Genomic DNA, 14,079 nt, shown 5'->3' with positions numbered 1-14,079 from the left:
AGCACTGGGCTGATCGGACCACCATGACCGGATCATGGTGTGGTGTGTATCACTCTGGACTATTGCCAGGACCCACCAAAGACCCAGAATGGGATGACTTTTTAGGTACCAGATCCGCGGTAGACGCGCGGCACCCGCGCCGCGATGCGGGTCAGCACCTCGTACGGAATGGTTCCGGCCGCGTCAGCCCAGTCATCGGCGGTCGGCTCGCCGTCGTCGCCCGGGCCGAACAGGATCACCCGGTCCCCCGCGGTAACCGGGTCATCGCCGACGTCGATGATGAACTGGTCCATGCAGACGCGCCCGGTGACGCGGTACCGCCCGCCGCCCACCTGCACCTGACCGGTCCCGCTGGCGCTGCGGAAAACGCCGTCGGCGTAACCCAAGGGCACGACGGCGAGGGTGGTTTCCTGTTGCAGGACCTCGGTGTGGCCGTAGGAGACGCCGGAGCCGGCCGGGGCCCGCTTGGTCTGGACGATCGCTCCGGCCAGGGTCATCGCCGGCCGCAGGCGCGGCATGCCCGCGCGATGTTCCACGGGAATCGGATTGATGCCGTAGGTCGCGATGCCGGGCCGGACCATGTCGAAATGGCTCTCGGGCAGGGCCAGCGTCGCTGCCGAATTGGCGATATGCCGCAGTGTCGGGCGGAGGCCGGCAGCACGGGCAATCTCGGCGGCCTCCTCGAAGACGCTCAGCTGGGCTGTGAGGGACGGATGTCCGGGCTCGTCGGCACAGGCCAGATGGGACCAGAGCCCCACCACCCGGACCAGCCCGTCCGTTTCCGCTCTTCGGGCGGCCGCCACCAGCTCCGGCCAGTCCGTCGGGGCGGCACCGCCGCGCCACATCCCGGTATCCGCCTTCAGATGAACGACGGCGGGCGTGCCTGCTGCCTCGGCTCCTCGGACGATCTCGGCCAGCTGGTCCGTGCCGTAGGCCGCCAGTTCGATGTCTTGCCGGATGGCCGCAGCATAGTCCGTCCCGGGTGAGGCAAGCCACGAAAAGACCGGCGCGGTGACGCCGGCGTCACGCAGGGCGAAGGCCTCTTCGAGCACGGCCGTTCCCAAACGGGTGGCGCCGCCGGCCAACGCCGCCTGTGCCACGGGCACCAGGCCGTGGGCGTACCCGTCCGCCTTCACCACGGTCATCAGCTCGCCGGACCGGGCGACCGCTCGCAGCGTTGCGACGTTCTCGCTGATGGCATCCAGGTCAATGATGGCGACGCGCTGCGGGTGCGGCGGCGAAGCGATTTCAGCAGGGGGCCGGCCGGCCAGTGTTTCCGTCATGACTGCTCCTTTTAGGGATGGAGGTTCGGGTGGATAAGTGCGTCGGTTGAGGGTGGGCCGGGCGCGCAGGGGTGCACCCGGTATCAACACTGTGGGTCACGGAGATCGGCCACGGACAGGGCCAGTACGGCCCCATTGTTCAGGTACCAGCGCTGCGGGAGCCCGCTCGCTTCACTCCGTCAGTTCGGCGATGACCTTGCCGAGCCGTTCGACACCCGGCCGGATGTCGGCGATGTCGATGGCGGCGAAGCCGAGCCGGAAGCATTCGCGGTTGGCCAGCGGATCGGCGAAGAACACGTCGCCGCGCTCGATCACCACGCCGGCTTCGAGGGCTTTTTCGGCGAGCTGGACACAGTCGAGCCCCTCGGGACCGCGGAGCCACACGCTCACGCCGCCCGGCGGGGCGTTGACGTTCCACGGCAGCACTTCGTCGAGAGCCTCGGTGAGGACGGCCCATTTGCGCTGCAGCTGCGTCCGCCGTCGTCGGATGGTCCGGCGGTACTGGCCGGATTCGATGAGCAGGGCCATCGCCCGCTGCAGGTGTCCGGAGATATGCCGCAGCCGGTAGCGGCGCTGGTTCCGCAGCTCGGCCACCAGCTCCGCGTCGCCCACCAGATAGCCCAGCCGCAGGCCCGGGGCGAGGAACTTGGTGAAGGAGCCAAGGTAGATGACCCGCTCGCTGTTGGGCAGCGCCTTCAGCGCCGGCGTCGGTTTTCCGCGGTACCGGAACTCGCTGTCGTAGTCGTCCTCGATGATCAGGGCATCGGCGGCACGGGCGTCGGCGAGGATCTGGTGCCGGCGCGCGCCGGACAGCGTCACGTTGGTGGGGCTGTGGTGGCTGGGCGTCAGGTACAGCAGTCCGATGCCGTCCAGCCGCTCCGGAGGCACCAGGCCGGCGTCGTCCACCGGCAGCGGCCGCAGCTGGGCGCCGGCGCGGACAAAGGTGTGCCGGGCGTCCGTGTAGCCCGGATCCTCCACCCCGACGACGGTCCCGGGCTCCATGATTGTGTGGGCCAGCAGGTCCAGCCCCTGCTGAGACCCCGAGGTGATCAGGACATTCTCCGGAGCTGCTTCGATGCCGCGGGCGGGCAGGACCTGCTGGCAAAGCATCCGGACCAGCAGCGGATCGTCCTCGTCGACGCCGTCGCGCAGGCTGAAGTGCAGGTGCGGCGGATCCAATGCGTCGCGCAGCGCCTTGGCCCAGCCGAGCCGCGGAAAGTCCTTCTCGTCCACCTGGCCGGCCACAAACGGATACGGATAGGAGACCCAGTCGCGCACCTTCGTGATCTCCGGCATCCCCGCATCCAAGCGGCGGCCCAAATGCCGCGACCAGTCCACCTGCTCGGAGCGCGCAGCCGCGCCGCCATGGGCAGGAGCAGCGCCCTGCAGCATCTGCAGGTTGACGAAAAAGCCGCGGCGGGCGTGCGGCTCGATGATGCCCTGCGCCTGCAGTTCCTGGTACGCCGCATTGACCGTATTGCGCGAAAGTCCCAGTTCACGCGCCAGCTCCCGCGAGGAGGGCAGTGGCAGCTCCGGGTTCAGGCCGCCGCTGATGATCTGGTGCTCCAGCGCCTCGCGCAACTGCCGGTAGAGCGGCGCGGTGCTGTCTTCGTTGATGGAGATCGGCGTTCGCACGACGGCGGACGCGACCGCGAATACCTGTGCCTGCGCCTGCGTCTGCCGGTCCGTCTCCCGGCCGCCGGCGCTAATCACTGTCGGCCGGCAGCCCGGGATCCTCATCCAGCCGGACGTGGTCGCGGGGCACCACTACCATCGGCACCGGCAGAGCGCGCAGCATCTTGTTCGCCGTCGTGCCCAGGAAAATCCTGCTGCGGGCCGCCAGCCTGCTGGAACCGATCACCACCACTTCGCTCTCGTCCCAGTCCAGCCGCTCGATGGCATCTTCGATCGAGTCGCCGCTGGCCACCGCGGCTGTTACCAGGGTCCGTTTGGCCACGCCCTCCACGGCTTTGGCCAGCGTGATCTCTGCATGGCTCTTTGCCCAGCTCTCCACCTCGGCCGCCGAACGGCCATGTCCGGCGTCGAGCGTCACCAGCGAAATCACCCGCAGCGGGACGTGGCGCATCGCCGCCGCCTCCACCGCCACGTCTAGCAAGGTCTCGGCACCGGGCCGGGTCCCGAGCGCGCACGTGAGCCTGGTGATATCGCGGGGCGGCCGGTAACCGGACGGAGCCAGCGCCACCGGAACGTGGGAGGCGTGCAGCAGCGCGTTGGCCACCGACCCGACCGTGAAGCGCTTGAACAGACCCTTGCTCGCGGCACCGACCACGATCAGCCTCGCGCCGAATTCCTCCGCCGCCTCGATCAGGCCCTCCGCGAAGGAATCCGCGGTCCGGATGTGCTTGCGCGCGGTGACGTCCGGCGGCACGAGCGCCAGCGCTTTGTCCAGCCAGGCGTCGGCCTGTCCGGCAAGGTACTGCTGGTATTCGCGCTCCTGCGCCAGCCGGAGCTGGCCCCCTGGGCCGGGGAGGACATGCACCAAATCGAGCTCTGCGCCGGGCGCCCGGGCCAGGGCACGCGCCAAGGCAATGGCTTCGCGGCCGCGTTCGTCCTCGGTACAGCCGACCACGTATCGCATCTATCCAGCCTCCATTGGCTCAGGCCGCGCGCGACGGCACCATTGCTTCGTGTCCGCCCATCACTACCAGCCGAGGTCCGGGTTGGAAACACCAGCACCCATTATGACGTACGTCACGGCAACCAACGACGGCGGGCGTCAGTCCTCCGGCGAGTGCTGGGCGAGGAAGGAATACACTTCCGTCTCGTCCACGCCGGGGAACGCGCCCTGGGGCATGGCGGCGAGCAGGTGGGTTTGGGCACGGGCGCTGGGCCAGGCATGGCCGGCCCACTGCTCCCGCAGCGACTTCGGTGGGCGGCGGCAGCACTGCTCGTCCGGGCAGGTGGAGGTGGAGCGCTCCGTGGTGTCCCGGCCGCGGAACCACTTCACGTGGACGTAGGGCACCCCGATGCTCAGCGAGAACTTGCCGGCGGCGGACCGCTCGGTGCGGGCGGTGCACCAGAACGTTCCTACCGACGTGTCCGTGTACTGGTTGTACGCACTGAACTGATCCGGCACCTCGAACACCGCGCGCGAAGTCCAGTAGCGGCAGATGCTCTGCCCCTCAATCGCGCCAATGTGATCCGAGGGGAAGTTCACGCCGTCGTTCTCATAAGCCTTGTGGATGATGCCGCTTTCATGGACCTTCTGAAAATGGACCGAAATGCCCAGATGCTCGGTGGCGAGGTTGGTGAAGCGGTGCGCAGCGGTTTCATAGGAAACGGCGAACGCGTCCCGGATGTCCTCCACGGCCAGTTCCTTGGCGTTTTTGGCCTGCTGCAGGAAGTCCACCGTGGCCTTCTCCGGCATCATCAGCGACGCCGCAAAATAGTTGGTCGCTACACGCTGCCGGAGAAATTCCGCATAACTTTCCGGCGTCTCGTGGCCGAGCACATAGTGGCCCAGGGCCTGCAGGAGGATGGACCGGGTGCTGTGCTCGGAACGCTGCGACTGCGTCAGGTAGATCCGCATGTTCTTCAAATCCGTCACCGAACGGGTCGAATGCGGCAGGTCGGACACGTCGTGCAGGCTGAAGCCCAGATGGGCCGCGATGTCTGCCACGAGGTGGTGGGACAGCGGGCCGGTGGTGTGGCCCACGGCCTTGAGCACCCGCTCGGCTTCCTGCTCAATCTCGGGGAAGTAGTTGTTCTGCTCGCGCATTTTCTTCCGCAGCTCGGCGTTGGCGCGGCGGGCTTCCTCCGGCGTTGCGAGCTGTTCGTTGAGCCGGCGCTCCAGCTCGCTTTGCAGGCCCAGGAGCGACTCGAGCACGTCCATGGGCAGCCTTGAGCTGATGCGGACTTTGGGCAGGCCGAGCGACTGGTAGAGCGGCCCGCGCTGGGCACGTTCCAGCTCGATTTCCAGGGCAGCGCGGCGGCTGGGCGGTTCGGTGCCGAGCAGTTGGTCCATGCTGACTTCGAGGGCCTTGGCGAGCGACTGCAGCATACCGAGTTTGGGCTCGCGCTTGCCGTTCTCGATCAGCGACAGCTGCGACGGGGCGGTGCCGACGGCGGCGCCGAGGTCGTCAAGCGTCTTGCCTTGCGACTTACGCAAGTGGCGGACACGGCGACCGAGGCTGATCAGGTCGATGTCGCCGTCGTTGGTTGGCTCAACAGAGGCCTTCGCGGGGCGGTGCCAGCTGGTAGAAGTCATTTCTTGAGGATACGCGAAGAAATGCAAATCTTTCCAGTATTTTGGTCTAGAAAACCCCTTGCAAGGTACGGAATAGTCGTTTTCACGAAGAAGTTCGGCATTCGAGCCGTAACTGAAGTCACCCGGCAGGGACGTCGGGGAAACCAAGGAGAAGCGCAATGACAGCATCATTTGAGCCGGCACCGCAGACAGCTGAAGAAGCAGCCAAGGCACTGGAGCTCGAGTGGTCCGCCAATCCCCGCTGGGAGGGCATCACACGTGACTATTCCGCAGCGGATGTCGTCCGCCTCCGTGGCCGTGTGCAGGAAGAGCACACGCTGGCCAAGCGCGGTTCCGAGAAGCTGTGGAAGCAGCTGACCGAGGAAGCCAAGACCGGGCAGTACACCAACGCCCTGGGCGCCCTGACCGGAAACCAGGCTGTGCAGCAGGTCAAGGCCGGGCTGCGCGCCATCTACCTTTCCGGCTGGCAGGTCGCCGCCGACGCCAACCTTTCCGGCCACACCTACCCGGACCAGAGCCTGTACCCGGCGAACTCGGTGCCGCAGGTTGTCCGCCGGATCAACAACGCGCTGCTGCGCGCCGACCAGATCGAATACTCCGAGGGCATCCAGAGCGTTGAGGACTGGCTGGTCCCGATTGTGGCCGACGCGGAAGCCGGCTTCGGCGGCCCGCTGAACGCCTACGAGCTAATGAAGTCGATGATTTCCTCCGGCGCCTCCGGCGTGCACTGGGAAGACCAGCTCGCCTCGGAGAAGAAGTGCGGCCACCTCGGCGGCAAGGTCCTCATCCCGACGGCGCAGCACATCCGCACGCTGAACGCGGCCCGCCTGGCCGCCGACGTCGCCGGCACGCCGAGCGTCATCATCGCCCGGACGGACGCCGAAGCCGCCACGCTGATCACCTCGGACGTGGACGAGCGCGACCGCGAGTTCATCACCGGCGAGCGCACCCCGGAAGGCTTCTACAAGGTCCGCAACGGCATCGAGCCCTGCATCGCCCGCGCCAAGGCCTACGCCCCGTACTCCGACCTCATCTGGATGGAGACCGGAACGCCGGACCTGGAGCTGGCCCGCAAGTTCGCCGAGTCCGTCAAGGCGGAGTTCCCGGACCAGATGCTCTCCTACAACTGCTCCCCGTCCTTCAACTGGAAGAAGCACCTGGACGACGCCACCATTGCCAAGTTCCAGCGCGAACTCGGCGCCATGGGCTTCACCTTCCAGTTCATCACGCTTGCCGGTTTCCACGCCCTGAACTACTCGATGTTCGATCTGGCCCACGGTTACGCCCGTGACGGCATGAGCGCCTACGTCGAGCTGCAGGAAAAGGAATTCGGTGCAGAAGACCGCGGCTACACCGCAACCAAGCACCAGCGCGAAGTAGGCACCGGCTACTTCGACCAGATCGCAACTGCCCTCAACCCCAATGGCAGCACCCTGGCTTTGGTGGGTTCCACCGAAGAAGGCCAGTTCCACTAAAAATTTCGACGACGACGGCGGTGCGGTGCGCCGCCAAGGCTTGCACCGCCGTCGTTGTCCCCCAGCTTTGAGGAGTAAGTGCCATGAACGATCCGATCACCTTGAACGGCATCACGCTGACCGCTACGCCCGTGCGGCGCCAGGAGGAAATCCTGACCCCGCAGGCACTGGACTTCGTCGCCCGCCTGCACAAGGCCACCGCCGGCCGCCGTGAGGAACTGCTGCAGCTGCGCAAGGACCGCCGCCGCTGCATCGCCAAGGGCCACGACCCGAAGTTCCTGCCCGGCACGCGCGGCATCCGCGAGGACGAGTCCTGGCAGGTTGCCCCGCCCGCACCGGGGCTGGAGGACCGTCGGGTGGAAATCACCGGGCCGGTGGAGAAGAAGATGACCATCAACGCGCTTAACTCGGGTGCGAAGGTCTGGCTCGCGGACATGGAAGACTCCTCTACCCCGTCCTGGGCCAACGTCATCAACGGACAGCTGAACCTCACCGATGTGCTGGATAAGAAGATCGACTTCACCTCGCCGGAGGGCAAGGAGTACAAGGTGCACGGCACGCAGCTGACCGACTTGCCTACCATTGTGGTCCGGCCGCGCGGCTGGCACCTGCCGGAGAAGCACATGCTGGTCAACGGCCAGCCGGTGGCCGGCGGGATCGTGGACTTCGGCCTCTACTTCTTCCACAACGCCCAGCGGCTGATCAGTCAGGGCCGTGGCCCCTACTTCTACCTGCCGAAGATCGAGAACCACCTCGAGGCACGGCTGTGGAACGACATCTTCATCCTGGCCCAGGACATGCTGGACATCCCCCAGGGCACCATCCGCGCCACCGTGCTGATCGAAACCATCACGGCCGCGTTCGAGATGGAGGAGATCCTCTACGAACTGCGCGAGCACGCTTCGGGCCTGAACGCCGGCCGCTGGGACTACATCTTCTCGGTGATCAAGAACTTCCGCACCCGCGGCGCCCGGTACGTGATGCCGGACCGCACGCAGGTAACCATGACCGCTCCGTTCATGCGCTCCTACACCGAGCAGCTGGTGCGCGCCTGCCACCGCCGCGGCGCCATGGCGATCGGCGGCATGGCGGCCTTCATCCCGAACCGCCGCGACCCGGAAGCCAACTCCATCGCGATGGAAAAGGTCCGCGCGGACAAGACCCGCGAGGCCAACGACGGTTTCGACGGCTCCTGGGTGGCGCACCCGGACCTGGTGCCGGTGGCCCGCGACGTGTTCGACTCCGTGCTCGGCGAACGGCCCAACCAGATCGACCGCCGGCGCGACGACGTCACGCCCGATGACCGCGGCCTGCTGAACATCGCCGGCACGGAGGGAAAGATCACCGAGCGCGGCATCCGCACCAACATCGAGGTGGGCATCCGCTACATCGAGTCCTGGCTGCGGGGCAACGGCGCAGTAGCCATCCATAACCTGATGGAGGACGCCGCTACCGCGGAGATCTCCCGCTCGCAGATCTGGCAGTGGATCCGCCAGTCCGCGATCACCGATGAGGGCGAGATCGTGAGCCTGGACTGGGTGCAGCGGTTGCTGGAGGAAGAGTTCGCCAAGCTGCCGCGTTTCGAAGACGACCTCTTCGACGACGCACGCGAGATCTTCGAGGAAGTGGCACTGGGCGAAGAGTTCCCGGCCTTCCTCACCGTCCCGGCGTACGAGCGCTACCTGCACGAAAAGCGCGAAGAGCTCGTCGCCGCCTAATCCGTCCGGCGGCCGGGGAGGACCATCGGCCAGCAACTGCCTCCCCGCCGCCGGCCTGAACTTTCCGCAGAGCCGTCCGGTCCTTCATTCGCCACAGTTCGCCCGAAATCCGGGCGGGCCGGATGGCTGTGCGGAAGCAGTAACTCACTCAAATAGAGCGATGCCCCGGGCCAAGCTGGTCCGGGGCATCGCTTTCTGCGCTCTTCGGGTCAGGCCGGGGCGGGCGCGGCGATGACGGCGTCAATCTGGCCCATGGCCTCCTTCATTCCTTCTTCCATGCCCATGGCGAGCATCTTCTGCAGCTGCTCGGCGGACTCGAAACCAGAAACCGTAGTCATTCGGGTTTTGCCGTCGATATTTTCCAGGGTCACGGAGGCGTGGGTGATGCCCATGTCGTCCACAGGGGCCCAGTTCTCGTCGGCGAATCCGTCGTCGAACTCGAGCCGGTTCGGCGCTTCGATGGCGGTGAACTTCCACCACCCGCGGGCCTTTTCCCCTTCGGGTCCGGTCATGTAGTAGTTGGCCTTGCCGCCGGCCTTGAACTCGTGCTTTTCGAAGGTGGCGGGCCAGGTGGGCGGGCCCCACCAGCGCTCGAGCTGGCGCGGATCCTCCCAGATCTGCCAGACGCGCTCAACACTTGCGTCGAACTCCGCGACGATGGTGAAGCGCAACGCTTCGACGTCCTTTTCCGAACTGATAACCGGCATGATGGTGCCCTTTCTATCCCTCAGCGAGAATGTCGTCGATCCGGGCAACACGCTGCTGCCAGATCTCCTCATAGTCATCGAGCAGCCGCCGCGCCCTTCTCAACCCTTCGAGATGAATCCGCACCATCTGCTCTCTTCCGCGCTTCTCCTTGGTGACAAGGGAAGCCCGTTCCAGCACCGCCACATGTTTCTGGACGGCGGCAAAACTCATGGCGTATTCGGCAGCCAGCCCCGAGACGGAATACTCGCCGGTGAGGACCCGGGCGACAATGTCGCGGCGGGTGGCGTCGGCGAGCGCCTGGAACAGGCGGTCCAACTCGGCATCGGAAACTTGATCTACAACCATTTGGTTGTAGATTAGTCCTCCCTGGCAGCAGGGTCAATAGGCAGTGTCTGCCGAAAATTGGGGAGTTACGGAATGGAGGCCAGAACAACCGGAGGATGATCGCCCCAGCTGCCGGTGAGGGTGTTCCCGTGCGTGCCTGGTTCATCAGCTACGGGGATGCGGTACAGGGAAAGGGCCAGCAGTCCGGCAGTGATGGTGGTAACCGCACCCACGGTAGCGGGCACCGCCGTCGTAATTTGCGGGACCTCGGTGCCGGGAGCGCCGCTGCCGCGCACGGTGACCGTGCGCTCGAGGGGGTCGAGCTTGCCGTCCACATCGAGGAACTGTTCGGCCTCGGTGCCGCCCTGCAGGATCGCCGTGGCGAGCGCTGCCGCGAAGACCGGGTCGCCGCAGCCGTCGTAGACCCAGCGCTTACCGAGCACAGAGTGTTCCATGGTGCCGGCGAGCCACGGTTCGGCGCCGTCCAGCGGCGTACCTCGGTAGGTCAGCGGCACTTGCAGGATGGTGCCGTCCTCGAGGCGCAGCAGGTGGACTTCCATGCCGACGTCGCCGGTCGGGTCGTCGAAGCGGTACGCACCGATGGGCTGCAACGCCGGCTGCTCCCCTGGCTCCGAACGCTGCTCCCCTAGCTGCGGGAACCACGGCTGATCCGGCAACCATGATGCCAGGAGGTCGATTTTTGAGGGATTCAGGACTGCGTCGTAAATAATGGCCATTCCAGAAGCGTACGAGACTTCCTTTGCGCTGTGGGGTTGGCCACTGGAACCGCTCAGTGTGAGATTGGCCCGACCGCGCGGGCGTAAGATTAACCGGCCGCTTTTTCTTTCCGGCCCTTCCCTTTCGTGAAACTAGGTACGTTTCCCATGGCACAATTTGCCCAGGCACTTGCGCGCGGCCTGACGGTCCGCCACATCCGGTTCATGGCCCTCGGTTCGGCCATCGGCACCGGACTGTTCTACGGCTCAGCGGCCGCCATCCAGGCTGCCGGTCCGGCCGTCCTGCTGGCCTACGCGATCGGCGGAGCCGCGGTCTTCCTGGTCATGCGGGCCTTGGGCGAGATGGCCGTGCGGCACCCGGTTTCCGGTTCCTTCGGACAGTATGCGAGCCGTTACCTCGGCCCGTTCGCCGGCTTCATCACCGGTTGGACCTTCGCGTTCGAGATGGCGATCGTGGCGATCGCGGACGTGACAGCGTTCGGCATCTACATGGGTTTCTGGTTCCCGGACGTGCCGCGCTGGATCTGGATCCTCGCCGTCGTCTGCCTCATCGCGGCGCTGAACCTGATGCGGGTCAAAGTGTTCGGCGAAACCGAATTCTGGCTCTCGATCATCAAGGTTGCCGCCATTATCGCGATGATCGCCGGCGGCGCCGCGATTGTCGTGTTCGGCTTCGGGCTGCCGGACGCGGCCAACCCGGGACTGGGGACGATGCTCGCCTCCGGCGGTTTCTTCGCCAACGGGTTCTGGGGCCTGCTGGCCTCCTTCTCCATTGTGATGTTCGCGTTCGGCGGGATCGAGACCATCGGCATTACCGCGGGCGAGGCGGAGAACCCGAAGAAGGCCATCCCGGCGGCGATCAACACCGTGCCGGTGCGCATCCTGCTCTTCTACGTCTGCACGCTCGGTGTGCTGATGATGATCTTCCCATGGAACCAGATCGACGGCGAGACCAGCCCGTTCGTGCAGATCTTCGACGCGCTGGGCATTCCGGCCGCCGCGCACATCCTGAACGCCGTGGTCATCACTGCCGCGATTTCGGCCATCAACTCGGACACCTTCGGGGCCGGCAGGATGATGTACGGGCTGGCGCAGCAGGGCCACGCGCCGGCGTCGTTCGCGAAGATCTCCCGTCACGGCGTGCCGTGGATGACGGTGGCGACGATGACAGCGGTGCTGCTGGTCGGCGTCGTACTCAATGCGTTGCTGCCCGAGTCCCTGTTCCTGATCATCGCCTCGATCGCCACCTTCGCCACCGTGTGGGTGTGGCTGATGATCCTGCTCTCGCACATCGCCATGAAGCGCGAGATTGCGCGGAAGAAGCTACCGGCCTCCGAGTTTGCGGTGCCGTTCTGGCCGGTGGCGTCCTACGCTGCACTGGCATTCATGGTGTTCGTGGTGGTGCTGCTGGGCATCATGCCGGGCACCCGCGTGGCGCTGGTTGTCGGGGTGGCATGGATCGCGGTGCTGTTCGTGGCGTACCACGTCGGGATCAAGGGCAAGGGACATGTGCGGGCCGAGCTGGTGGACGAGACCGGGACGGGAACCGGGCCCGCCACCGGCACCGTCCAGCCGGAATACATCGACCGCTAGGAATGTTGACGTGTCCATGAAGATTGAGATCTGGTCCGACATTGCCTGCCCCTGGTGCTTCATCGGAAAGCGCCGTTTCGAGAAAGCCCTCGAGAAGTTCGAGCACAAGGACCAGATTGACGTCCAGTGGCGCAGCTACCAGCTGGACCCCACCCTGCAGGCGCACTATGACGGCACGGAGACCGAGTACCTGAGCCAGATGAAGGGCATGCCGCAGGAGCAGGTCCGCCAGATGTTCGCGCATGTCACGGAGCAGGCTGCGGGTGAAGGCCTGGACTACGATTTCGACAAGATCGTGGTAGCCAACAGCTTCACCGCGCACCGCTTCCTGCACCTGGCCAAGGCCCACAACCTGGACGCACAGGCCAAGGAAGCGCTGCTCTCCGGCCATTTCGAACACGGCGAAGACATCGGCGACGTGGAGTATCTGGTGCGCACCGGCGTCGTACTTGGTCTGGATGAGGCGGAAATCCGCGCGGCGCTCGAGGGCGACCGCTACGCCGAGGACGTGCAGGCGGACATCGCCGAGGCCCGTGCGCTCGGCGTGACCGGCGTGCCGTTCTTCGTGCTGGACCGCAAGTACGGCATCTCGGGCGCCCAGCCCACCGAAAGCTTCAGCCAGGCGCTGGCGCAGGCCTGGGCGGAACGCAATCCGCTCACCGTGCTCTCCGGAAACAACGACGACGGCGCCACCTGCGGCCCGGACGGCTGCAACTAACCGCATCTGACCGGGAATAATTGCTGATGGGCCGGGAGCTTTCCCGGCCCATCAGCGTGTGGGCGAAGGGAACAGTTCATGAGCGGGAGCGGCCGGCAATCCGGAAGGCTCTGGACCAAGGACTTCGTTCTCGCGATCGCCGTCAACCTGTTCATCTCGATGGTCTTCTACCTGCTGATGACCTCGATGGCGCTTTACGCGGTGGAGCGCTTCCGCGCCTCGGACACGCTGGCCGGCCTGGCCTCCAGCTCTTTCATTATCGGTTCCGTGTTCGCCCGGATTTTCGCCGGCTGGCTGCTCGATGTGGTGGGCCGGCGCCGGTTGCTGCTGGCGGCCCTGCTGGTCTTCGTAGCCGCCTCCCTGCTCTACATTCCGGCGGGCTCGCTGCCCTTGCTGCTGGCGCTGCGCATCATCCACGGCATGGCGTTCGGCGCGGGCAGCACCGCCGTGGCGGCCTCGGTGCAGGCGCTGATCCCACCGGCCCGGCGGAGCGAGGGGACCGGCTACTTCGGCTTGTCCACCACATTGTCCATTGCGCTGGGACCGTTCCTGGCCGTGCTGCTTTCGGCCGGCGGCAATTACGCTGGACTGTTCTTCTTCTGCGCGGCGTGCTCGGTGGCCGCGTTCCTGATCGCCCTCGCCATGCGATTGCCGGAGCTACCCAGGAGGCGCGCCGGGTCCGCGCGGAAACGGGGAACCGGCCGGCGACGGATCTCGCTGGCAGCGGTACTCGAGCCGGGCGCACTGCCCGTCTCGACGGTCATTCTGGTCTGCGGCGTGGCCTACTCCGGCTTCCTGGCCTTCCTCACTTCATACGCGCTGGAGCAGGGAATCGCCTCCGCAGCGAGCATGTTCTTCCTGGTCTACGCGGTGGCCGTGCTGGTCTCCCGCCTGTTCGTGGGCCGGATCCACGACCGCCGGGGCGACAACGCCATTATCTATCCGGCGCTGGCGGTCTTCGCGGTGGGCCTCGGATTGCTCGCCCTCGAGCCAGCCGTTTGGTCCATCGCCGCGGCCGGAGTGCTTAGCGGCTTAGGCTTCGGCTCCCTCACGCCCAGTATCCAGGCCGTCGCGGTCACCGAGGCACCCGAAATGCGCCTCGGCACGGCAACATCTACGTTCTACCTGATGCTCGACCTGGGGGTCGGCGTGGGCCCGGTGGTCCTCGGCGCCCTCCTGCCGCTGACGGGCTACCCCGGAATGTTCGGTTCGCTGGGCGCTCTGGTGCTGGCCGCCGTCGTACTTTATTACGTGGTCCACGGCCGCAAACATCGACCGCCGCGCGCCGCCTAGAA

At 66.1% G+C, this 14,079-nt stretch carries 12 protein-coding genes; 5 read left to right on the top strand and 7 right to left on the bottom strand.

The features are described 5' to 3' along the window. Positions 1 to 101: 101 nt before the first annotated feature. From alr to J5251_RS05535, 4 genes are all read right to left on the bottom strand, one after another. Positions 102 to 1,283 (bottom strand): alanine racemase, encoded by a 1,182-nt coding sequence (alr, locus tag J5251_RS05550; RefSeq protein ID WP_139003994.1) that lies wholly within the window; start codon positions 1,281 to 1,283, stop codon positions 102 to 104. 171 nt (positions 1,284 to 1,454) lie between these two features. Continuing rightward, the gene (locus tag J5251_RS05545) at positions 1,455 to 2,996 is read right to left on the bottom strand and encodes a PLP-dependent aminotransferase family protein (RefSeq protein ID WP_240792929.1); all 1,542 of its coding nucleotides are present in this window, start codon (positions 2,994 to 2,996) and stop codon (positions 1,455 to 1,457) included. After that, positions 2,989 to 3,882, bottom strand: a complete 894-nt coding sequence (locus tag J5251_RS05540) for a universal stress protein (RefSeq protein ID WP_208575432.1) — start codon at positions 3,880 to 3,882, stop codon at positions 2,989 to 2,991. Before J5251_RS05540 ends, J5251_RS05545 begins: the two co-directional genes overlap by 8 nt. Before the next feature lie 138 nt (positions 3,883 to 4,020). Beyond that, entirely contained in the window at positions 4,021 to 5,538 is a 1,518-nt protein-coding gene (locus J5251_RS05535; RefSeq protein WP_139003991.1) for a helix-turn-helix transcriptional regulator, read from the bottom strand. 131 nt (positions 5,539 to 5,669) lie between these two features. Between J5251_RS05535 and aceA the strand changes: the two genes are divergently transcribed. Both aceA and aceB read left to right on the top strand, forming a co-directional pair. Continuing rightward, positions 5,670 to 6,986, top strand: a complete 1,317-nt coding sequence (gene aceA, locus J5251_RS05530) for an isocitrate lyase (RefSeq protein ID WP_208575431.1) — start codon at positions 5,670 to 5,672, stop codon at positions 6,984 to 6,986. Between the two features lie 83 nt (positions 6,987 to 7,069). Continuing rightward, on the top strand, positions 7,070 to 8,704 hold the full coding sequence (gene aceB, locus J5251_RS05525) for a malate synthase A (protein WP_208575430.1): 1,635 nt from the start codon (positions 7,070 to 7,072) through the stop codon (positions 8,702 to 8,704). 209 nt (positions 8,705 to 8,913) lie between these two features. Here the strand turns inward: aceB and J5251_RS05520 are convergent, their stop codons facing one another. From J5251_RS05520 to J5251_RS05510, 3 genes are all read right to left on the bottom strand, one after another. Beyond that, on the bottom strand, positions 8,914 to 9,411 hold the full coding sequence (locus J5251_RS05520) for an SRPBCC family protein (protein ID WP_139003988.1): 498 nt from the start codon (positions 9,409 to 9,411) through the stop codon (positions 8,914 to 8,916). 13 nt (positions 9,412 to 9,424) lie between these two features. Next, positions 9,425 to 9,757 carry an ArsR/SmtB family transcription factor gene (locus J5251_RS05515; protein ID WP_074700080.1) on the bottom strand — a complete coding sequence of 111 codons (333 nt, stop codon included), beginning with the start codon at positions 9,755 to 9,757 and terminating at the stop codon, positions 9,425 to 9,427. Between the two features lie 65 nt (positions 9,758 to 9,822). Next, positions 9,823 to 10,473 carry a CG0192-related protein gene (locus J5251_RS05510; RefSeq protein WP_208575429.1) on the bottom strand — a complete coding sequence of 217 codons (651 nt, stop codon included), beginning with the start codon at positions 10,471 to 10,473 and terminating at the stop codon, positions 9,823 to 9,825. Positions 10,474 to 10,620: 147 nt separating this feature from the next. On the opposite strand from J5251_RS05510, the gene J5251_RS05505 reads away from it, so the two are divergent. The 3 genes from J5251_RS05505 (at position 10,621) to J5251_RS05495 (ending at position 14,077) form a co-directional block, all read left to right on the top strand. Further along, the gene (locus J5251_RS05505; RefSeq protein ID WP_139003986.1) at positions 10,621 to 12,066 is read left to right on the top strand and encodes an amino acid permease; all 1,446 of its coding nucleotides are present in this window, start codon (positions 10,621 to 10,623) and stop codon (positions 12,064 to 12,066) included. A 16-nt stretch (positions 12,067 to 12,082) separates the two neighbouring features. Next, complete coding sequence (locus J5251_RS05500) at positions 12,083 to 12,784, top strand: DsbA family oxidoreductase (protein WP_208576056.1); 702 nt, start codon at positions 12,083 to 12,085, stop codon at positions 12,782 to 12,784. 78 nt (positions 12,785 to 12,862) lie between these two features. Next, a complete protein-coding gene (locus J5251_RS05495) occupies positions 12,863 to 14,077 on the top strand; it encodes an MFS transporter (RefSeq protein WP_139003985.1) in 1,215 nt (404 codons plus the stop codon). Positions 14,078 to 14,079 lie beyond the last annotated feature (2 nt).

It is taken from the genome of Arthrobacter crystallopoietes (assembly GCF_017603825.1).
Lineage (GTDB): Bacteria > Actinomycetota > Actinomycetes > Actinomycetales > Micrococcaceae > Crystallibacter > Crystallibacter crystallopoietes_B.
Note: the sequence above shows the minus strand (reverse complement) of the source record. Positions and strands in the feature narration are given on the sequence as shown.